Source organism: Bacillus sp. NEB1478, from assembly GCF_031582965.1.
Classification (GTDB): Bacteria; Bacillota; Bacilli; order Bacillales; family Fictibacillaceae; genus Fictibacillus.
In genome coordinates, this window is record NZ_CP134049.1 from 3374865 (window position 1) to 3399624 (window position 24760).

The following is a 24760-nucleotide window of genomic DNA, read 5'->3' on the forward strand; positions in this document are numbered from 1 at the left end:
CGCCTCAATCTTCTCGCTTCTGAAACATCAAACAGTTCTTGCTTGGCGCAGATAAATAATATATATCTGCCTTGCATATTGTTTGGATGTCGATATCTAGTTTTCAAAGAACATAGTTAAAATAACCTTTCCGATCTTTAAGAACGAAAAAATGTTATTTAGTTGAGAGTTTTGAGTTCTCTCAAAACTGAACAAAAGAAGAATAGGCGTACTTACGAAACAGTCTAAGCTGTCTCATAATCTCCATAGAAAGGAGGTGATCCAGCCGCACCTTCCGATACGGCTACCTTGTTACGACTTCACCCCAATCATCTGTCCCACCTTCGGCGGCTGGCTCCCAAAAGGGTTACCCCACCGACTTCGGGTGTTACAAACTCTCGTGGTGTGACGGGCGGTGTGTACAAGGCCCGGGAACGTATTCACCGCGGCATGCTGATCCGCGATTACTAGCAATTCCGGCTTCATGTAGGCGAGTTGCAGCCTACAATCCGAACTGAGAGTGGCTTTTTGGGATTGGCTTGGCCTCGCGGCTTCGCAACCCTTTGTACCACCCATTGTAGCACGTGTGTAGCCCAGGTCATAAGGGGCATGATGATTTGACGTCATCCCCACCTTCCTCCGGTTTGTCACCGGCAGTCACCTTAGAGTGCCCAACTGAATGCTGGCAACTAAGGTCAAGGGTTGCGCTCGTTGCGGGACTTAACCCAACATCTCACGACACGAGCTGACGACAACCATGCACCACCTGTCACTCTGTCCCCCGAAGGGGAAAGCTCTATCTCTAGAGTGGTCAGAGGATGTCAAGACCTGGTAAGGTTCTTCGCGTTGCTTCGAATTAAACCACATGCTCCACTGCTTGTGCGGGCCCCCGTCAATTCCTTTGAGTTTCAACCTTGCGGTCGTACTCCCCAGGCGGAGTGCTTAATGTGTTAACTTCAGCACTGAGGGTGGAACCCCCCAACACCTAGCACTCATCGTTTACGGCGTGGACTACCAGGGTATCTAATCCTGTTTGCTCCCCACGCTTTCGCGCCTCAGCGTCAGTTACAGGCCAAAAAGCCGCCTTCGCCACTGGTGTTCCTCCACATCTCTACGCATTTCACCGCTACACGTGGAATTCCACTTTTCTCTCCTGCACTCAAGTCTCCCAGTTTCCAATGACCCTCCACGGTTGAGCCGTGGGCTTTCACATCAGACTTAAGAGACCGCCTGCGCGCGCTTTACGCCCAATAATTCCGGATAACGCTTGCCACCTACGTATTACCGCGGCTGCTGGCACGTAGTTAGCCGTGGCTTTCTGGTTAGGTACCGTCAAGGTACGAGCAGTTACTCTCGTACTTGTTCTTCTCTAACAACAGAGCTTTACGACCCGAAGGCCTTCATCGCTCACGCGGCGTTGCTCGGTCAGGCTTTCGCCCATTGCCGAAGATTCCCTACTGCTGCCTCCCGTAGGAGTCTGGGCCGTGTCTCAGTCCCAGTGTGGCCGATCACCCTCTCAGGTCGGCTACGCATCGTCGCCTTGGTGAGCCGTTACCTCACCAACTAGCTAATGCGCCGCGGGCTCATCTGTAAGTGTCAGCCGAAACCGACTTTCAAAAAAGAAACATGCGTTTCTTCTTATTATCCGGTATTAGCCCCGGTTTCCCGGAGTTATCCCCGTCTTACAGGCAGATTACCCACGTGTTACTCACCCGTCCGCCGCTAAATCAGAGGAGCAAGCTCCTCATCATTCGCTCGACTTGCATGTATTAGGCACGCCGCCAGCGTTCATCCTGAGCCAGGATCAAACTCTCCATAAAAGTGTTTGTCTTGCTCGTTTTTAAAACTGACGGAATTAATTTAATTCCTTACCTATTTCTTTTGTTCAGTTTTCAAAGAACTTGTTTTTCAATGCCGCTCGTTTTGGCGACTTTATTAGGATAGCATCTTAAAAATAAGATGTCAACCTGTATTTTTGAGAATGTTTCCCGACTGCAACAATGTTTCCGTGTGTCGCAGCGACAAGAAATAATATATCATGATGTTAATATACAGGTCAACACCTTTTTCAAAAAAGTTATTCTTTTATTGCATAATAGCGATGGAACAAGCCTTTGCTCTTTGTTTCTTTTTTTACCGTCTTTATATATCCCTTATCCTTCAGGTGTGAAAGCAGTAATGGGAGGTCAATTGAATAATCACGGATCTCGCTGTGTTCCATTAATTCATGGTAAGCCCATTCTTGTTTTTGACTCAAAATCTCTAATAGATGATTAGCTCCAAGTTTAGTTTTTGAGGATAATGAAAATTCGGAAGCTAAAAGAAGCAGCTCCAGACGTTTATCGATTGTTTCATCCCCTGTTACAAGTTCTTCATACAGCTTGAAGATTTCGGGCTGAATCATTTTAACCTGGTTCCATACCGTAACTTCCGGATAATAACCGTGTTCGATAATTGCAAGACGCGCTAAATGGTGAAGTGAATGCATAATGTTGTTAAAGGCATCCAGGTATTGACCGGAATGGAACAATTCCTTCCCGTCGTTATATCTTCTAATCAGTTTGGCAAATTCAAGACCGATCTTGTGCGTTCTCTCTTCTACAGGAAACTCATGCAGTCTGTCACGGAGTCTCGTAATGTACTCGTTGCGGGTAAATAGAACTTTTCCGTTCATCACCCAATCGACAGCTCTTTTATTAGAACCAAGCATGAGCCATGAGTTCAATAAACTTTCAGTAACAATATGTAAGGCCGCGGAACCTGTTTGAAACTCATAATGTTTAATCATGAACGACTGTTCTGCTTCTTTTACTATAATAAGTAGAATACAGTCAAAATGATCGGTTCCAGGGCTAAAAGGTTTGTTCTTTTCAACAAATATGACACCTAAAGTATTTTCGTTGCTGGCTCTTTCTTGATAAAGGGGGCGCAAAATATCTTCCATGAAGGTCATCTCCCATTTTCACAAAATCTTGTGTGTAATCATTCAACACGAAATAACAAAATCCTTTTTCTTTTCCTATATGTTCATATGTTATACTAATGAACGTAGGAGGGACAGGTATGATAAAGTATACGAGCAAAATTAATAAAATACGTACGTTCGCTTTAAGCCTAGTGTTTATAGGAATTATCATTATGTATGCAGGCTTGTTTTTTAAGACAAGTTTTGTAGTAATGTCTATTTTTATGCTTGTTGGATTTTTAGCAACAATCGCCAGCGCAGGGGTTTATTTTTGGATTGGAATGATTTCAACACAAGCTGTTCAAGTCAAGTGTCCTAATTGCGGAACAGTGACGAAAGTCCTTGGAAGAGTTGATGCTTGCATGTCTTGCAACCAGCCGATGACATTGGATAAAAATCTTGAAGGCAAAGATTTCGATGAAAAATATAATTCCAAACGCGTTATGCGCCAGGAACAAGGGAAATAGATAAAGCTGACATTCCGGTTAGGGAAGTCAGCTTTTTTTATTAGTGTTTTCTTTTGCAGTCCGGGCAAACGCCGTATATTTCCATTCGGTGACGGCCAACTTCAAAGCCCGTTACCGATTCCGCAAGACTTTCCACTTCGTCTAAGCCTGGATAATGGAAATCTACAATTTTACCGCAAGAGTCACAAATGATATGGTAGTGATCCGTTGTTACACAATCAAATCTGCTCGATGAATCTCCGTAAGTCAGCTCTTTTACAAGACCCGCTTCTTTAAATACACGCAGGTTATTATAAACGGTTGCTACACTCATATTAGGAAACTTCCCTTCTAAAGCCTTGTAAATTTCATCGGCTGTAGGATGGGACATGGATTGGATGAGATGCTCTAAGATAGCATGACGTTGGGGAGTAATCCGAACCCCTGCACCTTTTAAGTTGTCTATTGCAGCATTTATCTTAGCACTTGACATCATCATCACCCCATTTCTTTAAGAATTCTTACTTTATAATCGTTATAATTAGTCTACTTGTTTACTACAGGTTTTGTCAATTCAAGTGTATGACAATCCCTTTGGTTTATACGTTTTTTTCATGTAAAACAGGTTCGTTCACCTTCATTTTTTCATTTACATATCTCGCCGCAACAAACAGAAAATCTGATAAACGGTTTAAATAGGACATGACGAGAGGATTCACTCCATCTACAGCTACAGCAAGTCTTTCAGCACGCCGAGCGATTGTACGGCTTGTGTGAAGTGCACTCGCTGCTGGAGACCCTCCTGGCAGAATGAATTGCTTTAATGGCTTTAACCCCTCTTGCCATTGATCAATCGTTTGCTCCAGAAACTGTATGTCTTCTTCTTTTAGCTTCCATGCTACTTCTTTCCCTGAAGGTGTCGCAAGTTCTGCTCCAACATGAAATAAGACCGTCTGTACTTTTCGCATAACCGTTATCGCACCTTTTGCCCATTCTTCGTCAGGCAACAAACTGACGCCAAGTCCGATCATACTGTTTGCTTCATCACACGTCCCATACGCTTCAACCCGGATGTCATTTTTAGAAACCCGTTCTCCAAAGATTAATGATGTTGTTCCTTTATCACCTGTTTTTGTATAGATCTTCATCTTAATACCCCCGGTCGTAAGGAATAATGTTTACCATGTCTTTTAACTTATTTTTCATGTACAGTTTGTAGTTCTCAGAAAAAATCTCTAATGCTCTTGTTTGATACTGTGGAGAAATGCCTGACAAATGCGGTGTTATCATCACGTTTTCCATGTTCCATAATGGACTGTCCGCTGATAAAGGCTCTTTTTCGAAAACATCAAGTACGGCATAGCCAATTTTTTGATCATTTAATGCGGAAATAAGATCTCCTTCAGCTATAGTCGTACCTCTTCCTATGTTGATAAGAACACTTGTCGGTTTCATAAGCGAAAAGGAGTCTGCATTAATAAAATCTTTCGTCTCATCTGTTGCAGGAAGCACATTTACGATAAAATCACTTTCTTTATAGAGCTTTTCTACGTGGTCACGGTCAACGATTAAATCAAAATGATCTACGGTTTTACCGCTTCGGTTAAAACCTATTGTTTTCATATGGAATGCTTTGGCTAGTCTTGCGATTTCTCCGCCAATTGCCCCTGTTCCTAATACCCCTATCGTTTGACCTGAGATCTCAGTCATCGGCACTTTGCGGTCCCATATTTGTTCTTTTTGTTTTTCCATCAGCTCTTTTGCTTTTCGTGAGACTTGAAGCATCATTGATATCGTATATTCAGCCATCGGTGTTTTATGGATGCCTCTTGCATTTGTGATAAGGATGTTTTTCTTTTCTAGTGCTTCAAATGGCATTTTATCAAGTCCAGCTGAGATAACCATAATCCATTTTAAGGCTTTAGCCCGTTCAACTAGCTCTTCGTTTAAATCTTCTCCAAAAGTAATCAGAATTTCTGCATGCTCCAGATCTGCAGCAGCTTCTTTCATTTTATTGTAAAAACGAAACTCTGACTCAGGAAATTCATTCTTAAGGTTCTCTTTCATTTCATCCTTTAGTCTTGCACTTGAAAGTATCATCAACAAACACCTTCTTATTAGTTTTATAAAATACAAAAAGCGGGACAGTTCATCCCGCAATCATTGTTTTGTTAAGGCTGTTTTCTAAAAGATTGTTGCTTTCAAATCTCTTTTTTATTGTCTTCTTAGATGGTTGATTGGAGTGGAAGGTGCGAGACTCCTGCGGGACAGGCGGGCAGGTGAGACACTTAACGTGAAACGTCCGAATGTGGCTCACCGCTTGCCCCGCGGAAAGCGAGCAACCTGGAACGGAAATCAAATACTTTCAAAAGCAACAATGAATACGAAAACAGCCTTTGTTAAAGACAATTTGTCTGACACTAAGCCTTGTTAATAAATTTGTCGCTGCGCGTACTAACAAGTTTATAGTGCAGTTTACTTAAGGTTCTCAGGATTTAATCCGAGTAGTTCCGGAAGTACAAACAAGCCGTCTTTTCGGATTAAGACGTCATCAAAATACAGTTCTCCTCCGCCGTATTCCGGACGTTGGATTAATACCATATCCCAATGGATAGCTGATTCGTTTCCGTTGTTTGCATCTTGATATGCTCTTCCAGGTGTAAAGTGGATGCTGCCGCAAATTTTTTCGTCAAACAGGATATCTCCCATAGGATGCTGGATCAATGGATTAACACCGATTGCAAATTCCCCGACATAGCGAGCACCTTCATCAGTGTCAAAGATTTGGTTCAGCTTTTCTGTATTGTCAGAAGTCGCTTCAACAATTTTTCCGTCTTTAAATGTTAAGCTTACATTATTAAATGTTGTTCCATGGTATGGGCAAGGTGTGTTATATGTAATTTTTCCGTTTACACTGTCTTTTACTGGCGCTGTGAAAACTTCTCCGTCCGGAATGTTGTTTTCACCGGCACACATTACAGCAGGAATTCCTTTTATAGAGAAAGATAAATCTGTACCTGGTCCTGTAATGCGGACTTTATCAGTTCTTTCCATAAGTTCATGAAGCGGCTTTTGAGCTTCTGCCATTGCTTTATAATCAACATTACAAACATCCAGCAAGAAATCAGTGAACTTTTCAAAGCTCATCTTTGCCATTTGTGCTAAACCAGGTGTAGGGTAGTTTAATAATACCCATTGACGATCATTGATGATCAAGTTCTGAACAGGTCTATTTAACTCGCTTTTCATCTGGAATACTTCACTTGATATATCCGTGAACTCTGCATCATTATTTTTGCATTGGATAGAGATGTAAGCATCAACATCCTCCATGCGGTTTAGGTCCCATTTCACTTGAGGCTCTGTATGTTCTTTTGAAGAACCTAGCATCAGCTCTCTTGTAATCTCTTCATCTGCTAATTGCACGTATGGGTATGCACCTATTGCATATGTTTCTCTTACAAGTTCTTTTACGAGCGGCTTTCCGGCAATGAATGATGTGATCAGAAGCTTCTGACCTTTTTCTAGTTTAAGTGAATGCGTTAACAATGTTTTAGCCAGCGTCGTTAACCTTTCATCTCTCATATTTTAAACCCCCATAATTATCTGTTATAAAATTCACACAATTTCATTCTATCATGCGATTACATCCCTGCCTATATTTTATATTAAAAGCATATTATTCCTAATACTGCCGCATAATAACAAGTGTGGAGGTGAATGAAATGAACGTATCGCGTGCTCAGCAAATCATCGAATCAGAAAAAGAAATCGAAGTCCTACATAATGGAACTCCAGTTTGGCTGCAATCAATAGACGAAAGCAGACAGACTGCAAGGGCTTATACAAAAGATCAGCCCGATAACGAAATGAACATCCCGGTAAATGAACTGCAAGAAAGCTAAAAGCCCCAAAAAATCGGGGCTTTTTTCTATGATAAGTTTTCTTTAATAAATTCTAATGCTTCTTGAACGTGATCTTTTACCTTTACTTTACGGTATTCTTTTGCGATATTGCCTTCTTTATCAATAATAAAAGTCGACCTTTCAATTCCCATGTATTCTTTGCCGAAGTTCTTTTTGAGTTTCCATACCTCATATAATTCAGCCGCTTTGTTTTCTTCATCTGCTAATAGTACAAACGGCAGACCGTGTTTTTCAATAAACTTATCATGTCGTGATAAAGGATCTGGTGAAACTCCCAGAATAACTGTGTTTTGGTTTTCGAATTTTTCATGCATATCTCTGAAATCACATGCTTGTGTCGTACATCCGGGTGTCATGTCTTTCGGGTAAAAATACAATACAACATTTTTTCCTTTAAAATCTGATAACTGAACTTCCTGCCCATTGCTCGCCGGCAGTTTAAAATCAGGTGCTTTTGTTCCGATCTCAATACTCACTATTGAACCTCCTTAAAATCATTCTGTTTTAAGGGTAGCCCATTTCCTTCATTTCAAACAACTATTTAGCTATTTCGACATTTTATTATGCTGAATAACAGAAGTCAGCACAAAGGCGATTGGCAGCAGATACCCGATCAGCGCCTCAAATGTCGCAATCCATCTTCCTAATCCGACTGGCACAATATCTCCATACCCAACAGATAATATAGTAGAACTGCTGAAATAAATGCATGCTTCTATAAAGGTAAAAAAGTTAAATTGGCTCCATTCCATTTTCAAAACCGGGTAACCCATTAAAGACAGCAAGGCAAATATTAATCCAAAACCACAAATAATGGTTCCATATACAATAGCTAAAACAAGAAGGTGACTAGCCGGCATCAAATGCTCTTTAATTCCTGGATGTCTGAATAACATCATAATACTTCGGCTGATTATCCACACGGTCACGATAAGTAAGATCAATAACACGACGTCTTCCATAAAATCCACCTCAACACATCATATGAAGAGTACTTCATGAATAGGACAAACATAGCTTCAAACATGGGGTCTGACCCCTAACAATTTATTCCCCTTACGTTTTTTCAGCTTTTGCATCTATAGATTTACTCAATTTTCAGCCTCATTTTTTTCACGTTTGGATTTCCAGTTCAAGTCCATACAAAACAAAAAACTCCAGAAGCCGCAAATCCTGCGGCCCCTGGAGTCAACTCACTCATCCGGATAAAATTTTAAATCTATTTTTTCGAAACAAGTTCTGTTAAATCTTTAAGCTGTGTTGCTAATTCTTTTACACGTGTTTTAGCTAACTCATCAACAAGCACGTTTCCATCAAATGTAACTGGATCTGCTACATATTGATCTGGCAGCACGAGACTGTAAACTCCGCGCAATACAGTGCGAAGATTTGTTAACGCGTTTACTCCGCCTTTACCTCCGCCGGCTGCAACTGCAATGGCAGAAGGTTTGTTTCTGAAATGCTTTCCTCCTAAGAAGTCGAGAGCATTTTTTAATGCACCGCTAATTCCGCTATGGTATTCAGGACTCGTAACAAAGAAACCATCTGCTTCTTCTGCATACGCAGATAACTTTTTAACGACTTCGTCCTGAGCTGTAGATTCATCGCCTGTAAACAATGGCAGCTTATCATTACCCACATCAAAGAATAAAACTTCAACGTTCATTTCACGCAATACTTCTGCCGCATATTGTGCGATTCCTCTTGTTCTGGATTCCGCTGTAGGACTTCCGCCAATAACCATGATTTTCATCTATGTCACCTTCAATTCTGCTAGTTTCATCTCTAGTATTATCATAACTTGTTATTTTGTTAAAACAAAATAGCTCAAAAGTATAGATTTTGCAAATTTACCGTTGACATCTAAGTCTTTAGAATGTAAATTATTTGTAATTTTGGGATTTATAAAAACTGATTAGACCCGTACCTAATCAATCGAAAAAAATGTAAAGGAGATTTCAAAATGAACGTATCCATCGATTTTTCTCCATTTTGCGAAATGGTTATGAGTCTGCATGTCATTCAAAATCCTTCACACCACCCATACCGAAAAACCTGGGCAGAAAAAGCTCACAAAAATCTGCCATCTGACCTGTTGCTCATTATTAAAGAATGGGGTCCTCACTTTTATGATTGGATGTATTTTATAAATATCAGAAATGAATTTGAAATTAAAGAAGAAACTGTCGAAGAAGGCATTGAAAAACTATGCGGTATCCCAGATTTAACGTTATCTTATTACTTACTTGGAGAAAAATATCCGATAGATCAATTACTTAAGTGGAAAAACAATCCTACAGCTATACCATTGAGTTCACTGGAAAAAGATTTGCTCTTGCAAACAGGTAGCTGGAAAAGCAGATTAAGAGATTTTTTTTATGATTTCAACCGATTCTTATTTTCTGAAGAACTCTTTCGAATAACACCTTGGATTTTAAGGGCATCTGAAAACTTTAAATATGAACTGGCACAAACAAAGATTGAAACGTTAAATAGCATTCATCCTGATGTAATCGTGACAGCAGATTATATTAAGATCAAAAAAAATGATGTGTACACTTTTTCATTTGAAGAGTTTCCGAGACTTATCATTCAGCCTTCTACTTTTGCAACACCGCATGTGATGCTGTGCTGCAACCAAGATCGAGTTTCCATCGCGCTGCATGTTGCTGTTCCTGATGCTGATAAAGACCAAGAACCTCCTGGCGATTTAGTTTTATTACTAAAAGCTTTAAGCGAACCCACACGATTAAAAATTCTGCAAGATTTGCTCCATCACCCCTACAGCACGAAACAACTTGCTTATAAATTCAGTTTAACCGAGGCTACTGTTTCTAGTCATCTTAAACTATTGCTCTCCTGCGGTCTTGCAGAGTCTCAGAGAAAAGGCTATTACGTATTTTATACAGGAAAACGCGATCGACTAGAATCTCTTAGAAACGAGGTTGAGCAATTTATGCAGCAGCCTGTCTTGGATGAGTATATCTTCACACCTGATTTAACGTAAAAAGGGGTTTTTTATATGAGAAAATTCATTTTTTCACTCAAACAGATCCTTTTACTTGGCATTAGCATCATATTGCTTTCTTCAACTCCCTCTTTTTTCGTTGGAGAAGATTATGTAAAATTTAGCATTTCACATTATATAAATACTGTTTCTGAAGTAATGGTGAATCTTCTAAATCCTAATTCACTGACTTTATATACGCACTCTCAAACACTCGCTTTTGCTAAAATGCCTATAAATCGTTCTGTTGTATTTTTAAATCAAATAAGTGAAAGACCTTTATTTCCTGAAATTTTGGATATGGTTTTTTATATTCTTTGCCTATTACTTGCTAGTTTTGCTATCACGTTCCTCTCAGTTGTCCTTTTTGGTTGGATAATTGAGCTCCTTCCATCTCCATTAAAAAAGGCTGCACTTTGGATCAGTGATTTACTTGAAGCATTACCCGATTTATTTTTTGTTTTCTGTGTACAGTTAGCGGTCGTCTGGATTTATAGACAAACGGGCTGGTTAGCGGCAAACCCGTTTACAACGAGTGAACAGCCTCCATTCTTACTACCGGCTTTCACTATGAGCATAGTGCCAGGCATCTACTTGTTCCGATTCCAGCTTTTACTTTCTCAACAAGAAATGGAGAAGGATTACGTTACTTTTGCAAAATCTAAAGGTCTCTCAAAATCAAAAGTAATCTTTCAACACATCACGAAAAACACGGTTCGAGAATTAACTGTACACCTGCCATTCATCATGCTCCTGCTTTTTAGTCAAATGGTGGTTGTAGAGTACTTATTTAATATGAACGGCGTTATTAGAATTTTGTTGAGTGAACAGCCAGCTGAAACAAGAGCCATGATTCTTCTCCTTATTACTATTCCTCTTGCAGGGACAATTAAATGTATCAATATGTTTGTTCGGAAGGAGAAGTTTGCAAATGCTGCATAAAATCAGGGGATTTCATATTGGAGCCATGTTTTTGCTCGTCCTTCTTTTAGCAAGTTTTCTGCTGCCATTAGTATCTTCTGAACCGGCAATCAATCTTTTTCAATATAATACAGATGAACGGCATCTAGAAATGCCTCCGTATTCACCTTCTTTTGATCATTGGCTCGGAACAGACAGAAATGGAAAGGATTTATTATACGCATTGATCGAAGGTTCAAAGTATACGATTATTTTTGCCTTCATCATTACATTTGCAAGAATCCTAATCTCCTTATTGTTTGGCCTGTTTTTGAAACGAATCTTTATGAACAGCTGGTTTAACGGATTGATGCAAGGCTTTCAATATATTCCTCAATCTCTCTTTTCCTTGCTCGTTCTTTCTCCGTTGCTCATTTATGAACTGAGAGCTGAATCCCATTACACATATTCTGAAACATTAATCATTCAGTTAATCGTCTTAATAGGTGCAGGCATTTTTCCACTCACGAAAATAATTACTGATACGAGCGAAACTTTATCTCATACAGAATACGTAATTTGCTCAAAACACATGGGAGCTTCGGCATTTCAAATTACAATTCGGCACATCTTACCTCACTTAGTGCCGCGTCTCTTTGTCTTATCAGGAAGGCAATTTACAACTGTTCTAACGTTAATGCTTCATTTAAGTTTGTATCATGTATTTATTGGCGGAGTAAAAATTACATCTGGACAGGAACATGATCAGTTTAGCAGCTACACGACACCTTCCAACGAATGGACAGGATTGATCAGTATGAACCATCGCGAACTCATGTTGGAGCCTTTCGTGGTGCTGGTTCCCGTTCTGGCTTATGCTCTATTGATTCTTTTTGTAAACTCCATGGCTAAAAACTTAGAGAAAAATTCAGCAAAACGAACGTTGCCGCAATAAAAAACCGCTCTCCAATTGATTTGGGGAACGGTTTTATTCTTAGTTTCCTGCACCTCTGTATTTCGTAACTCCGATGTTCCAAAGAACTACCGCAATCGTGAAAAAGACAAGCCCTACAACTGGAGTTAAGAATGCATACACATACCAGTTTTCACGCCCCAGAAAGTAAGATGCAGGATATACTCCAACAAATGCAAACGGCAAAATCCAAGTTAGAATATATTTAATAACACTGTTATAAATATCAACCGGATATCGTCCATAGTTTCCGATATTGTACATCATCGGCATAATATCTGTTTTCGAATCTGACCAAAAACCGATGGTAGCAAGGCTGATGAAAATTCCTGCATAAACGAGTGCACCGCCTAAAACGAGGAGGATAAATATAAACGGATCATACCAGCTCATGTCGAGTCCTAAATTTCCTCCTGCATAAAACATCACAATCAAACCTGTTACCACACCAAAAAGGGATTCCAGCTCCATCCGTTCTAACACGATTTGAAAAAGACTGTGAACGGGACGAGTCAATATTCGATCCAGCTCACCTTTTACAATGTATCGATCTGTAAAATCCCAGATGTTAAAGAAAGAAGAGAAGATCGCAAAAGGCACGAGGAAGAATCCGTATATGAAAATCATCTCATCCTTACTCCATCCAGCCAGTAATGATGTATGTCCGAAGACCACAAGAATGAAAACGAGGTTAACGGCTTGAAAAAGAAAATCAGAAAATATTTCGACCACCATATCCGCACGGTAGCTAAATCTTGTTTTTAAATATTGTCCTGCATATTGAAAAAAAACTGAAACATTATCCATCATTAGATTCTATCCTCCTTGTACCACGAGTTGCCGTTTCGCTATTGTCCACAGCACATATATAGGAAGAATTAATAAAAGCGACCACATTACTTGAGTAGTTAGCGCTTGTAAAACTTCATTTCCTTTAAAACCTTCAGTAAAGATCATACTCGGAATATAACTGATCCCTTGAAACGGGAGATAACTCATGATGTCTTGTGCCCACATCGGATAAAAGCTGATCGGCAGTATCAATCCTGAAAAAAGATCGATGACTACCCGCTTTGCCCGAATCAATCCGTCGTTATTAAATAAGAAGAATGTTGCAATTCCTGCGAGCAAGTTAATTTGTGTATTGATGATAAAACTAAATACGAGAGACAAAAAAAATAAGAGCCAAGTTGCTGCATGAGCTGATAAATCGACAGGAAAAACGAGCGTTACGATGACCATCCCCGGAACGGAAAAGAACAAGATACGGAAAATCCCCTCGCCCAGTCCTTGCATCATCTTCATATTTAAGTAAGGATACGGACGGACCATTTCAACGGCTACTTTTCCTTCCTTTATCTCCATCGCAATTTCACGGTCGATGTTGTTAAAATAAAATGCGCGGGCCATCCAAGCGACAGCAAGATAAGTTGTCATCTGTGTAATGGAAAGACCTTGAATATTTTCTTTGCCTCCGTATATGGCACTCCACAAAAAATAATAAGCTCCGATGTTGATGCTGTAGATCAAAATACCGCTGTAGTAGTTTGTTCGATAAGCAAGCATCATTAAAAAGCGAATCCGGATCATTTCAATATACTTACCCATGACGCACAGCACCTTCAACATAAATGTTACGGATAATTTCTTCAGTCGAGATCTCTAGAATCTTCAAATCAGCAATTTTTTTAGCAGCGGTAACTTTTCCGATGACACCTGAGATTACTGTTTCATCACTATCGACTGATGCTACCCAAACAAGTTCACTTGTTCCCTTTTCCCATACAACAAGATGATCTTTTGTTAAGCTCTGCAACTCTTCGATTGTTGCTTTTTCACTGAATTGAAACTGAATTTGTTTACCTTCTGCCCAATTTTCACGAAGTTCCTTTAATGGTCCATCATAGATGATTTTTCCTTCGTCTAGCATAACGACCCTCTCACAAAGTGCCTCAATATCTGAGAGGTCATGTGTCGTTAAGAGAATGGTAGTTCCGTATTTTTGGTTTATTTTCTTTAAAAACTCTCGAATCTTAAGCTTGACGAGTACATCAAGTCCAATTGTCGGTTCATCCAAAAATAATAGTGACGGATTATGAATAAGTGCTGCAGCCAGTTCACAGCGCATTCTTTGTCCGAGCGATAATTTTCTCACGGGTTTATCGAGCAGTGGTCCGATGTCGAGCGTTTCGATCACATCATTCATGTGCTCTGCATATTGCTCATCCGAAACATTATAAATCTTCTTTAAAAGTCTGAACGATTCTTGAACAGCAATATCCCACCAAAGCTGTGATCGCTGACCGAACACAACCCCAATGGTTTTTACAAACTTTTCACGTTCTTTATGGGGATTCATTCCGTTTACGACAACCTTGCCGTCTGTAGGTGTTAAGATACCTGTCAGCATTTTAATCGAAGTAGACTTTCCAGCTCCGTTTTCACCGATGTAACCGACCATCTCTCCTTTCTTAATTGAGAAAGAGATGTCATCAACCGCTGTTTTTATCGTGTAGTTCCGTGTAAAAAGATCTCGGAAGGCACCTTTTAAACCCTCCCGGCTGGAATACGATTTAAATTCCTTTTTTAAATTTTGAACATCTATAATATTTTCCATATATGAAGCCTCCAAATTGAAAACATAATTCCTATTTAAGTAAAAAAAGAAATAAGGGACTAGCATAGTTTATCCTATCACCTCTCCAAAACTCAAATAGTTAATAATTTGTGGTACAGTTTCCCATCCCTGTTTCCTTGGATTATTCATGCTACAATACTATTTGATATTGTTTAATCGTGAATAAGGAGGAATACATATATGAAACAAACACGGTCGGAAGCACTTTATGAAGAAGCTCTTTTACATATTGTCGGAGGTGTTAACAGTCCATCCCGTTCATTTAAAGCCGTTGGAGGCGGTGCACCTGTTTTCATGGAGCGTGCAAAAGGTGCTTATTTTTGGGATGAAGACGGCAACCGATACATCGATTACCTTGCTGCATATGGGCCAATCATCACGGGACATGCCCACCCGCACATTACAAAAGCGATCACGAAGGCAGCCGAAAACGGAATTCTTTATGGTACACCGACTTCTCTTGAGGTCAAATTTGCTAAAATGCTAAAAGAAGCTATGCCTGCAATGGATAAAGTCCGTTTTGTGAATTCAGGAACGGAAGCTGTTATGACAACAATTCGTGTCGCACGTGCCTATACAGGCCGCGATAAAATCATCAAATTTGCCGGCTGCTATCACGGCCACTCTGACTTGGTTTTAGTAGCTGCCGGGTCTGGCCCTTCTACTTTAGGTACTCCTGATTCAGCAGGTGTTCCGAAAAGCATCGCACAAGAAGTGATCACAGTACCTTTTAATGATGTTGAAGCATATCGATCAGCCATGGAAAAATGGGGAGATCAGATTGCAGCTGTTTTAGTAGAGCCAATCGTTGGAAACTTCGGAATCGTCGAACCGAAAGAAGGATTTCTGCAAGCTATCAATGATATTACTCATGAACACGGTGCACTTGTAATCTATGATGAAGTAATCACAGCATTCCGTTTCATGTACGGCGGAGCCCAGGACTTGCTCGGTGTTAAACCAGACATGACAGCCCTCGGAAAAATAATCGGCGGCGGACTCCCGATTGGTGCATATGGCGGCAAAAAAGAGATCATGGAAAAAGTTGCCCCATTAGGCCCTGCTTATCAGGCAGGTACGATGGCAGGAAATCCAGCATCGATCTCAGCTGGAATTGCTTGTTTAGAAGTTTTGCAGCAAGAAGGTGTTTACGAGGAAATGGACCGCTTAGGTGCAATCTTAGAAAAAGGGTTAGCTGAACAAGCTGCGAAATATGATGTTCCAGTTAGCATCAACCGCCTCAAAGGAGCATTAACACTTTATTTTACAGACGAAAAAATTGAGAACTATGTACAAGCTGAAGCAACTGACGGTGAAACGTTCGGCAGGTATTTTAAACAAATGCTTAATGAAGGAATCAACCTTGCACCATCCAAGTACGAAGCTATGTTCTTAACAACTGCTCATACAGAAGAAGACGTTCTGGCAACGATTGAAGCAGCAGGCAAAGCCTTCAGCCGTTTATAATTTCAAGATAGAATCAAAAAGGGATCCGTTATAATACGGATTCTTTTTTAATTTTAAGGGAAAAACTAGTAACAAAACTCGCTTGTTATTCATAACGTATGAAAGTGTAAATTTCACAAATCTGTACTTGAAAAAACAAAAGAAACAGTATATAGTGTTTGAGATTATTAACATTTTCTTATTCAGAAAGGAATTATCTAAGTTATGAAATTAGGAGCCCGAATGATTAAAACGGGTCTAGCTATATCTTTAGCCATCTATTTGGCGATGATGTTTCATTACAATCAGCCAGTGTATGCGGCAATCGCTGCAACATTTGCGATACAGCCTTCTATCTACAGGTCGTATCAAACGATTTTGGAACAAATTCAAGGTAACATGGTTGGTGCTGCTTTTGCTATCATTTTCGTATTATTACTTGGCAACAACCCATTCGTTATCGGTTTTGTAGTCGTGCTTGTCATCGCAGCCCATTTAAAAATGAAGATCGAGAAAACGATTCCGCTTTCGATCGTAACAGTAATTGTTATTATGGAAAGTCATTCAGAGAACTTTATCGGATTTGCTGTCGACCGTTTTCTGCTGGTTATGCTCGGTGTATTCTCAGCGTTCATCGTTAACTTAGTATTCATGCCGCCAAAGTATGAAACTAAGCTTTATTATAAAATCTCAGGTCATACTGATGAGATTATTAAATGGATCCGCATGATTACGAGACATGCTTCAGAACATATCGCAATTAAAGAGGATTTGAACCTTTTTAAAGAAAACCGCTTTAAAATGGATCAATATTACCTCCTTTATAAGGAAGAGCGCACGTATTTCAGAAGCAACAAATATTCAAAAACGAGAAAGCTTGTGCTTTACCGCCAGATGATTCATACAACCAACAAAGCACTGGAATTATTGAAAAGTCTGCACCGTCATGAAAATGAACTGTACAACATGCCAGAACCGCTTCAAGAACTGATACAAATCAAACTCGACGGACTAACTAATTTTCATGAACAGATGCTATTAAAATACACCGATAAAATTAGAGCACAGCATACGATCGATATGGCTGAAGAAATCAGTAAAAAATCGCTTATGCAATGCTTTATGAACTATTACAGCAGTCCTGATAATGAAGAGTGGATCAGTTTGTTCCCTGTCTTCGCTCTCATTATGGATTACAGCGATCAGTTAGAACATCTGAACAGATTAGTAGAAAGCTTTAAAAATTATCACCAAGACGACAGCGAAGTACAGCTCCCACAAAGGGAAGATATATAATCGGAGACCAGCTTTCAATTACGATAGCTGGTTTTTTGTTGTTGGTTTGGTGTGGATTTGATGGTGCTCTGCTCGTGTCGATTTAATGGTGCTCCTGACATGTCGATTTGATGGTGCTCCTGACATGTCGATTTTCGTCTGATTGTGTCGAGTCGGGAGTATTTTATGAAAACTCGGTGGATTATCAATAAAAGTCGGTGGATTATTGGAATTTTCCGGTGGATTATAGTTAAAACTCGGTGGATTAATCTAATTACCATTCAATTTTGAGCAAACCCCTTTTTGTATTTTATAAAAATATGCAGCAATATTAAGTTCACCGTTAAACTAAAAACGAAAGGAGATGTTTTTATAAAAAAACAGCGAAAAACACCAATATTTATTATTAAATTGTCTGCTTTAGCTAATAGACTGCCTTTAGCTCATCTCAAAAAGCAAGAAATTCTAGAAGATTTACGTAATTACAAATCTGGATTTAAAGGGGAGCAATCATTAGATTTTTTTTATCGATATTTACCTAAAGATCAGTTTCAGCTTCTACACGGGATAAGAATCGAATATGACGATTATCACTTTCAAATGGATTCGCTCATAGTTACTCCTTCATTTATTTTGAATCTTGAAATTAAAAACTGGGGTGGCAACATTTACTTCGATGACCGCTTTTCACAAGTGATACGAACATTAGATGGAATGCAGCAATCTTTCACAAATCCTATTGAGCAGGTTAAACGCCAAAATTACCATCTCTCACAACTTTTACATCAGCATAAGTTTCCGTCCATCCCCGTTGAACACCTCGTTATAATGACTAATCCAAATGTAATTATAGAAGCTTCTCCTTCTTATATAGAAGCATACAAAAGAGTAATAAAAAGTCATGTGCTTCAAAAAAAATTTCAAGAATTCACTCATTTATATGAAACCCCTATCTTTTCTTCAAAACAAACTAAAAAATTCATTAAATTACTTAACAAACTTCATTGTGAATATAATCCAGATGTATGTGAAAAATATCAAATCACCAAAGATGAATTAATCACTGGTGTCCTTTGTCCAAGTTGTGATCAAACTGTAATGAATTATGTTAAAGGTACTTGGTGGTGTTCTATTTGCAGTTTTAAGTCAAAAACAGCACATATAAATGCTTTAAAAGATTACGCTCTCTTAATCTCTCCGATAATCACAAATCAGGAATGCAGGGATTTCTTACACTTGGATTCCAGGAGTAAAACAAATCATCTCCTTTACGCTCTTAACCTCCCGTCAACTGGCTCTACTAAATCACGTCAATATGATCTTGAGCCACTTTTCATACACAAATAAAAAAAGCTTGGCATTGCCAAGCCTCATCATCCTCATTATCCGCTTATTAGCTCTTCATCCGTGGATCCAGTGCATCCCGCAATCCGTCCCCCATCAGGTTGAATCCAAGTACGGTCAGCATGATCGCAAGTCCCGGGAACAATACTGTCCAAGGCGCTTGAAGGATAAAGTCTTTAGAATCAGCAAGCATCTTACCCCACTCTGGTGTAGGCGGCTGTGCACCCATTCCCAGGAATCCAAGAGCTGCTGCTTCAATAATCGCCGTTGCAATTGCAAGTGTTCCTTGAACAATAATCGGCGCGAGACTGTTCGGTAAAATATGATGAACGAGAATTCGAGTATCGCTCATACCGATTGCTCTCGCAGCAGTGATATACTCTTCTTCTTTTACGCTAAGTACTCTCGAACGAAGCAGACGTCCGAACGTCGGTACGTTAATAATCGCAATCGCGATAAGCGCATTTTTCAAAGAAGGTCCAAGAACCGATACAACTGCGATAGCTAGTAAAATACTTGGGAAAGCAAGCAAAATATCAAAGATGCGTGAAATGATGCCATCCACCCATTTTCCATAAAACCCTGCTATTATTCCTAGTGTAGAACCGACGATAACCGACCCCGCTACAGAGAAAAAACCAACCCACAAGGAAATTCGTGCCCCGTAAATAATTCTGCTTAAAATATCACGGCCAAACTCATCTGTGCCAAACCAATGTGCAGCATTTGGCGCAATATGCTTATCTCCTAATTCAACGTCACTATAATTATATGGAGCTAGCACAGGTGCCAAAATCGCAATTAATATAAACATAGCAACAATCGATAGACCGACTAGTGCAATTTTATTCTTTTTAAAACTTCTCCACGCATCTTTCCAAGGAGAGACAACTTTATCTTCTACTGGTACCACAACATGCTGAGGAACTACGGGAGGTGTTGATCTAGCTAGTTCTGACATGCTCTAATCCCTCCTACTTAAATTTAATTCTCGGATCAATTGCTGCATACAGCAAGTCAACGAGTAGATTAATGAGTACGAATATAGTTGCTACCACAAGGATTCCGGACTGAATAACTGGATAATCCCGATATGAAATAGCATCGTAAATGTATGTTCCAATTCCAGGCCAGCCGAAGATCGTTTCCGTAAGAATCGCCCCGCCCAATAGAAGGCCTGTCTGTAATCCAATAACCGTTACGACCGGAATAAGTGCATTTTTTAATGAGTGCTTGTACACAACCCAGAACATTTTCATACCTTTTGCTCTAGCAGTTCGAATATAGTCAGAACGCATCACTTCAAGCATGCTTGAACGCGTCATTCTCGCGATAATAGCCATTGGAATCGTACCAAGTGCAACACCTGGGAGAATAAGGTGGCGAATTACATCTGCGAACTGATCCATTCTGCCTTGCAGCAGTGTATCAATTAAATATAAGTGCGTGATGGGATCAACCGGAACCCGGATATTTTCCCGCCCTGTAGTAGGCAGAAGATCAAAATGAATCGAGAACACATATTGTTCCATCAAACCTAACCAGAAAATCGGCATTGATATTCCGATTAGTGCAACTACCATTGCCACATAGTCGAACCAAGAGTTTTGGAACCATGCTGAAACGATACCCGCATTAACACCAATTACAATAGCGATGATCATCGCCACAAGTGCTAATTCAATAGTTGCAGCTAAGTACGGCCAAACTTCTTCTGAAATCGGTATATTCGTTTTAAGAGAAATACCTAGGTCTCCAGTAAATAGACCTTTTAAATAATTAATGAATTGTGTATACCATGGCTGATCTAAACCAAGTCGATGAGTTAAAGCTGCAACCGCATCTTTTGTGGCCTGCTGTCCTAAAATTAATTGTGCTGGATTCCCCGGGATAGCACGAATCATCATAAAAACTATAAATGTCATCCCTAAAAGTACTGGGACAAGTGCTGCTAACCGTCTGATGGTATAGGCAAACATAAGGTCACCTCTTTCTTCGAAGTATTACGAGTTTGTAAGATTATGTGGTTTACATAAAAAGGGGGAGCAGGCTTATAAAGTCCATACTCCCCGCCATTTTTTATTCGAAATATGTGTCCGCGAAAGACTGAGAACCTGTAGGATGTGGAACAAATCCTTTAATTTTGCTCGCTCCAGCTAACTGTGGCTTAGAGTGAACAAGCGGTACCCACGGTGCGTCTTCATGAATGATTACTTGAGCTTGTTTATAAAGTTCAGCACGCTTGTCTTCGTCAGCTGTAGTTTGAGCTTCAAGAAGCAGCTTGTGAACATCTTCGTTTGCATAACGAGAGTAGTTATTAGAGTCGATTGTGTCTTTATCAAGAAGCGTATAAAGGAAGTTATCCGCATCTCCGTTATCACCAGTCCAGCCTAGCATGAACATTGGTGCTTCACCTTTTTGAACTTTTTCAAGGTACGTACCCCACTCAAACGTTACGATATTAGCCTTGATGTTAACTTTTGCAAGTTTTGCCTGGATTGCTTCAGCAACTTTTTGGCCATTTGGCATGTATGGACGTGATACTGGCATTGCCCATAGATCCATCGTAAATCCTTTTTCTAAACCAACGCTCTTTAAAAGTTCTTTTGCTTTTGCTTCGTCATACCCATAATCTTGAATGTCATCATTGTATCCAGCGATTGAAGGAGGCATTGGGTTTTTAGCCGGCTCTGCAGTTCCTTCATAGAAGTTGTCGATGATCGCTTGCTTGTCGATCAAGTGGCTGATCGCCTGACGAACTTCTTTTTTATCAAACGGCGCTTTTTCAACGTTAAATCCTAGGTAACCAACGTTCATTGAAGGACGTTCGAACAATTGAAGCTTGTTGTTTCCAGAAACAGATTTCATATCAGATGGATTTAGACCATCCATTAAATCGATCTCACCTTTAGTTAAAGCATTAAGACGAGAAGAGTTATCTTTAATTACTTTGAAAGTTACCCCATCAAGCTTAGGAAGATCTTTATCCCAGTAATCGCTGTTCTTTTCTAAAACGATTGTATCGTTTGGTTTCCAGCTCTTGAATTTGAAAGGTCCAGTACCAACTGGATTTTTACTTAACTTATCACCATCCAATGATTTCGGGCTCGCGATTGCGAACGGGCTCATTGCGATGTTCTTTAAGAATGGAGCTTGCGGCTTGCTCAAAGTGAATACAACTTTGTTCTCGCCATCAGCTTTCACATCTTTAATTACGTGACCTGGGTCTCCTTCAAATCCGCCGAACATAGAACCGTAGTAAGCGAATTTTTCCCCATCTTTACTTTGTGCCCAACGGTCAAAGTTCTTTACGACTGCATCAGCGTTGAATTTTTCTCCATCATGGAATTTAACGCCTTCTTGAAGTTCAAACGTGTAAGTCAAACCATCTTCTGAGATATCCCACTTTTTCGCAAGACCAGGCACGATTTCCATGCTGTCTTTTGCGTAGTTTACAAGCGGCTCATAGATTTGTTCAGTTACGATGAAAGATTCTCCATCAGTAACAATAGCAGGATCAAGTGCAACTGAATCCCCGCCGCGCCCATAAATCATTACATTGTTTGGATCTGCTTTTTCGTCTCCGCCTTTGCCGCTTTTACTTGAACTACATCCAGCTAAAGCAAGAGATAAAGCAAGCATTAAAGCAAATAATGTTAATAAACTTTTCTTCATCTTCTTTCCCCCAGTTCTCATTGTTTTAGTGCCCTTTTTATATGTACGCACTGTGCCTTTATTCGTATAAATGGCATGATGCGTAGTGGCCTTCAGCAACTTCCTTTAATACCGGTTTAACAGATGCACAATGATCCATAGCCTGCGGGCATCTCGTATGGAAAGGACATCCCTTTGGCGGATTCGAAGGACTAGGTACATCACCTTGCAGAATGACACGATCCTTTTTATGTTCAACGTCTGGAACAGGAACTGCAGACAATAATGCTTGAGTGTATGGATGTTTCGGATTGTCATAAAGCTTTTCGCTATCTGCAAGCTCCACGATATGACCTAAATACATAACACCAACTCTGTCGCTTATATGCCGCACAACTCCTAAATCATGTGCGATAAACAAATAGGTAAGATCGAATTCTTTCTGTAAGTCTTGTAAAAGATTTAATACTTGAGATTGAATGGATACATCCAATGCTGATACTGGCTCGTCCGCAATAATCAGCTTCGGATTCACAGCAAGTGCTCTCGCAATCCCTATTCGTTGACGCTGTCCCCCAGAAAACTGGTGAGGATAGCGTTTTGCGTGCCAGCTGCTAAGTCCAACTACCTCCAGCAGTTCTTTTACCCGCTTCTTTCGCTCTGCTTTATTTTTCACACCATGAACGATTAAAGGTTCTTCTAATATTTTCTCAACAGTATGACGAGGGTTCAAGGAAGCAAAAGGATCTTGAAACACCATTTGCATTTCCCGGCGCTTCTTTCTCATTTCACTCGTGGATAATTTTGTAATATCTTCGCCCTCGAAATAGATATTTCCTTCTGTCGGTTCTAAAAGTCTCAGCAGCATCCGGCCTGTTGTAGATTTTCCGCATCCGCTTTCACCTACAAGTCCAAGCGTTTCTCCTTTGTTAATAAAAAAGGAAATCCCATCAACCGCTTTTACTTCGCCGATTTGTTTACTGAGCACCCCGCCCTTTATCGGGAAGTGCATCTTTAAATTTTCTACTTTAACTAATGGCTGCGTCTGACTCATGCAGTTCCACTCCTTTCTCATCCTCATATAGCCAGCATCTCACTTGATGATTGCCATCATGAGTTTTGAGTTGAGGAGTTTCTGAGATACATCTCGTACCTGCGTGTTCACACCGTGGAGCAAACGAACAGCCTGTTTGAATCGTACCCGGTTTCGGAACGTTCCCAGGGATCGAGTAAAGTCTTCCAACCTTCTCTCTCATATCTGGAACAGATTTGATCAGTCCTACTGTATAAGGGTGTTTCGGATTCTGGAAGATCGTTTTCACATCTCCCTCTTCCACCACTTTTCCTGAGTACATAACAACAACACGTTCACACATTTCAGCAACAACACCTAAATCGTGTGTAATCATCATGATCGCTGTATCTGTTTCTTTGTTTAATCGTTTCATAAGATCCAAAATTTGAGCCTGAATCGTCACATCAAGTGCAGTAGTAGGCTCGTCCGCAATGAGAAGCTCTGGTTCGCAAATCATCGCCATGGCAATCATGACACGCTGTCGCATACCACCTGATAGTTGATGCGGATATTCCCTAACTAGCTCATCTGCCCTTGGAAGACCTACGAGTTTAAGCATTTCGACCGCTTTTCCCCATGCTTCTTTTTTTGACCATTTTCTATGTATGCGTAACGCTTCGATAAGCTGATCCCCAATTGTAAAAACTGGATTCAGACTTGTCATAGGCTCTTGAAATATCATTCCGATTTCATTGCCTCGTATTTGCCGCATTCTCTTTTCTGGTGCCGAAGCAAGATTTTCACCCTTAAAAAGGATTTCTCCTTCGATTTTCCCAGGCGGGGTAGGTACAAGTCCCATTACAGATAAAGAAGTCACGCTTTTACCACAGCCCGATTCTCCTACAATGCCCAGCACTTCGCCAGGATTGACATGAAAATCTACTCCGTCTACAGCTGGGATTTCTCCATCATCTGTCAAAAAAGAAGTTCTTAAGTTCTTTACTTCTAAAACAGGGTTCCCCATTGAGATCTCACTCCCTTCTCTAAGCTGCCAAATTTCCTAGAATATTACTTCTCTGTTGAGAATTATGACACTACTCTGACAATTTGACAATATTTAATTTTCAGAATAATCGACAAATACATCATTTGGTGTAGTTCGTAAGTATTAGGAATTTCAGGAAAAACAATC

Annotated in this window: 25 protein-coding genes and 1 rRNA gene; 9 read left to right on the top strand and 17 right to left on the bottom strand. The window is 40.0% G+C overall.

Annotated elements, in window-relative coordinates:
* Positions 1-249: 249 nt before the first annotated feature.
* Positions 250-1799: ribosomal RNA gene (locus RGB74_RS17100) — 16S ribosomal RNA — on the bottom strand.
* A gap of 257 nt (positions 1800-2056) precedes the next feature.
* Positions 2057-2923 (bottom strand): nucleotidyltransferase-like protein, encoded by an 867-nt coding sequence (locus RGB74_RS17105; RefSeq protein ID WP_310760473.1) that lies wholly within the window; start codon positions 2921-2923, stop codon positions 2057-2059.
* A 119-nt stretch (positions 2924-3042) separates the two neighbouring features.
* On the opposite strand from RGB74_RS17105, the gene RGB74_RS17110 reads away from it, so the two are divergent.
* The gene (locus RGB74_RS17110) at positions 3043-3411 is read left to right on the top strand and encodes a YgzB family protein (protein WP_310760474.1); all 369 of its coding nucleotides are present in this window, start codon (positions 3043-3045) and stop codon (positions 3409-3411) included.
* A 40-nt stretch (positions 3412-3451) separates the two neighbouring features.
* Here the strand turns inward: RGB74_RS17110 and perR are convergent, their stop codons facing one another.
* From perR to RGB74_RS17125, 3 genes are all read right to left on the bottom strand, one after another.
* Positions 3452-3883, bottom strand: coding sequence for a peroxide-responsive transcriptional repressor PerR (gene perR / locus RGB74_RS17115; RefSeq protein WP_310261985.1), 432 nt, complete (start codon positions 3881-3883; stop codon positions 3452-3454).
* A 106-nt stretch (positions 3884-3989) separates the two neighbouring features.
* Positions 3990-4538, bottom strand: a complete 549-nt coding sequence (locus RGB74_RS17120) for a cob(I)yrinic acid a,c-diamide adenosyltransferase (protein WP_310760475.1) — start codon at positions 4536-4538, stop codon at positions 3990-3992.
* A gap of 1 nt (position 4539) precedes the next feature.
* Complete coding sequence (locus RGB74_RS17125) at positions 4540-5490, bottom strand: D-2-hydroxyacid dehydrogenase (RefSeq protein ID WP_310760476.1); 951 nt, start codon at positions 5488-5490, stop codon at positions 4540-4542.
* 193 nt (positions 5491-5683) lie between these two features.
* On the opposite strand from RGB74_RS17125, the gene RGB74_RS17130 reads away from it, so the two are divergent.
* Positions 5684-5824, top strand: coding sequence for a hypothetical protein (locus RGB74_RS17130; protein WP_310760477.1), 141 nt, complete (start codon positions 5684-5686; stop codon positions 5822-5824).
* 41 nt (positions 5825-5865) lie between these two features.
* On the opposite strand, the gene RGB74_RS17135 is transcribed toward RGB74_RS17130, so the two are convergent.
* A complete protein-coding gene (locus RGB74_RS17135; protein WP_310760478.1) occupies positions 5866-6975 on the bottom strand; it encodes an aminopeptidase in 1110 nt (369 codons plus the stop codon).
* A gap of 140 nt (positions 6976-7115) precedes the next feature.
* On the opposite strand from RGB74_RS17135, the gene RGB74_RS17140 reads away from it, so the two are divergent.
* Positions 7116-7295, top strand: a complete 180-nt coding sequence (locus RGB74_RS17140; protein WP_310760479.1) for an H-type small acid-soluble spore protein — start codon at positions 7116-7118, stop codon at positions 7293-7295.
* A 26-nt stretch (positions 7296-7321) separates the two neighbouring features.
* Here RGB74_RS17140 and bcp read toward each other — a convergent pair whose 3' ends face one another.
* From bcp to RGB74_RS17155, 3 genes are all read right to left on the bottom strand, one after another.
* Entirely contained in the window at positions 7322-7792 is a 471-nt protein-coding gene (bcp, locus tag RGB74_RS17145; protein ID WP_310760480.1) for a thioredoxin-dependent thiol peroxidase, read from the bottom strand.
* A 69-nt stretch (positions 7793-7861) separates the two neighbouring features.
* Positions 7862-8278 (bottom strand): ion channel, encoded by a 417-nt coding sequence (locus tag RGB74_RS17150; protein WP_310760481.1) that lies wholly within the window; start codon positions 8276-8278, stop codon positions 7862-7864.
* 257 nt (positions 8279-8535) lie between these two features.
* Positions 8536-9069, bottom strand: coding sequence for an NADPH-dependent FMN reductase (locus tag RGB74_RS17155; RefSeq protein ID WP_310760482.1), 534 nt, complete (start codon positions 9067-9069; stop codon positions 8536-8538).
* 210 nt (positions 9070-9279) lie between these two features.
* Here RGB74_RS17155 and RGB74_RS17160 point away from each other — a divergent pair, with 210 nt between their 5' ends.
* From RGB74_RS17160 to RGB74_RS17170, 3 genes are read left to right on the top strand one after another with little or no spacing between them, the layout of a single operon-like run.
* Complete coding sequence (locus tag RGB74_RS17160; RefSeq protein WP_310760483.1) at positions 9280-10323, top strand: ArsR/SmtB family transcription factor; 1044 nt, start codon at positions 9280-9282, stop codon at positions 10321-10323.
* A gap of 15 nt (positions 10324-10338) precedes the next feature.
* Positions 10339-11265, top strand: coding sequence for an ABC transporter permease subunit (locus RGB74_RS17165; protein ID WP_310760484.1), 927 nt, complete (start codon positions 10339-10341; stop codon positions 11263-11265).
* Positions 11255-12178: an ABC transporter permease gene (locus RGB74_RS17170; RefSeq protein WP_310760485.1), complete on the top strand. Its 924-nt coding sequence runs from the start codon at positions 11255-11257 to the stop codon at positions 12176-12178. Before RGB74_RS17165 ends, RGB74_RS17170 begins: the two co-directional genes overlap by 11 nt.
* 39 nt (positions 12179-12217) lie before the next feature.
* Here RGB74_RS17170 and RGB74_RS17175 read toward each other — a convergent pair whose 3' ends face one another.
* From RGB74_RS17175 to RGB74_RS17185, 3 genes are read right to left on the bottom strand one after another with little or no spacing between them, the layout of a single operon-like run.
* Positions 12218-13003: an ABC transporter permease gene (locus RGB74_RS17175; protein ID WP_310762916.1), complete on the bottom strand. Its 786-nt coding sequence runs from the start codon at positions 13001-13003 to the stop codon at positions 12218-12220.
* A gap of 9 nt (positions 13004-13012) precedes the next feature.
* On the bottom strand, positions 13013-13804 hold the full coding sequence (locus RGB74_RS17180; RefSeq protein WP_310760486.1) for an ABC transporter permease: 792 nt from the start codon (positions 13802-13804) through the stop codon (positions 13013-13015).
* Entirely contained in the window at positions 13797-14813 is a 1017-nt protein-coding gene (locus RGB74_RS17185) for an ABC transporter ATP-binding protein (RefSeq protein WP_310760487.1), read from the bottom strand. Before RGB74_RS17185 ends, RGB74_RS17180 begins: the two co-directional genes overlap by 8 nt.
* Positions 14814-15014: 201 nt before the next feature.
* On the opposite strand from RGB74_RS17185, the gene RGB74_RS17190 reads away from it, so the two are divergent.
* The 3 genes from RGB74_RS17190 (at position 15015) to RGB74_RS17200 (ending at position 18902) form a co-directional block, all read left to right on the top strand.
* Positions 15015-16301, top strand: coding sequence for a glutamate-1-semialdehyde 2,1-aminomutase (locus RGB74_RS17190; RefSeq protein WP_310760488.1), 1287 nt, complete (start codon positions 15015-15017; stop codon positions 16299-16301).
* 204 nt (positions 16302-16505) lie between these two features.
* On the top strand, positions 16506-17576 hold the full coding sequence (locus RGB74_RS17195; protein ID WP_310760489.1) for an FUSC family protein: 1071 nt from the start codon (positions 16506-16508) through the stop codon (positions 17574-17576).
* A 282-nt stretch (positions 17577-17858) separates the two neighbouring features.
* A complete protein-coding gene (locus RGB74_RS17200) occupies positions 17859-18902 on the top strand; it encodes a nuclease-related domain-containing protein (protein ID WP_310760490.1) in 1044 nt (347 codons plus the stop codon).
* A 46-nt stretch (positions 18903-18948) separates the two neighbouring features.
* Here RGB74_RS17200 and RGB74_RS17205 read toward each other — a convergent pair whose 3' ends face one another.
* The 5 genes from RGB74_RS17205 to RGB74_RS17225 all read right to left on the bottom strand — a co-directional run bounded on the left by RGB74_RS17205 (position 18949) and on the right by RGB74_RS17225 (position 24592).
* On the bottom strand, positions 18949-19860 hold the full coding sequence (locus RGB74_RS17205) for an ABC transporter permease (RefSeq protein ID WP_310760491.1): 912 nt from the start codon (positions 19858-19860) through the stop codon (positions 18949-18951).
* Between the two features lie 13 nt (positions 19861-19873).
* Positions 19874-20878: an ABC transporter permease gene (locus tag RGB74_RS17210; RefSeq protein WP_310760492.1), complete on the bottom strand. Its 1005-nt coding sequence runs from the start codon at positions 20876-20878 to the stop codon at positions 19874-19876.
* A 100-nt stretch (positions 20879-20978) separates the two neighbouring features.
* On the bottom strand, positions 20979-22574 hold the full coding sequence (locus RGB74_RS17215) for an ABC transporter substrate-binding protein (RefSeq protein WP_310760493.1): 1596 nt from the start codon (positions 22572-22574) through the stop codon (positions 20979-20981).
* Positions 22575-22632: 58 nt separating this feature from the next.
* A complete protein-coding gene (locus RGB74_RS17220; RefSeq protein WP_310760494.1) occupies positions 22633-23607 on the bottom strand; it encodes an ABC transporter ATP-binding protein in 975 nt (324 codons plus the stop codon).
* Entirely contained in the window at positions 23582-24592 is a 1011-nt protein-coding gene (locus RGB74_RS17225) for an ABC transporter ATP-binding protein (protein ID WP_310760495.1), read from the bottom strand. The genes RGB74_RS17220 and RGB74_RS17225 overlap by 26 nt, the downstream gene beginning before the upstream one ends.
* Positions 24593-24760 lie beyond the last annotated feature (168 nt).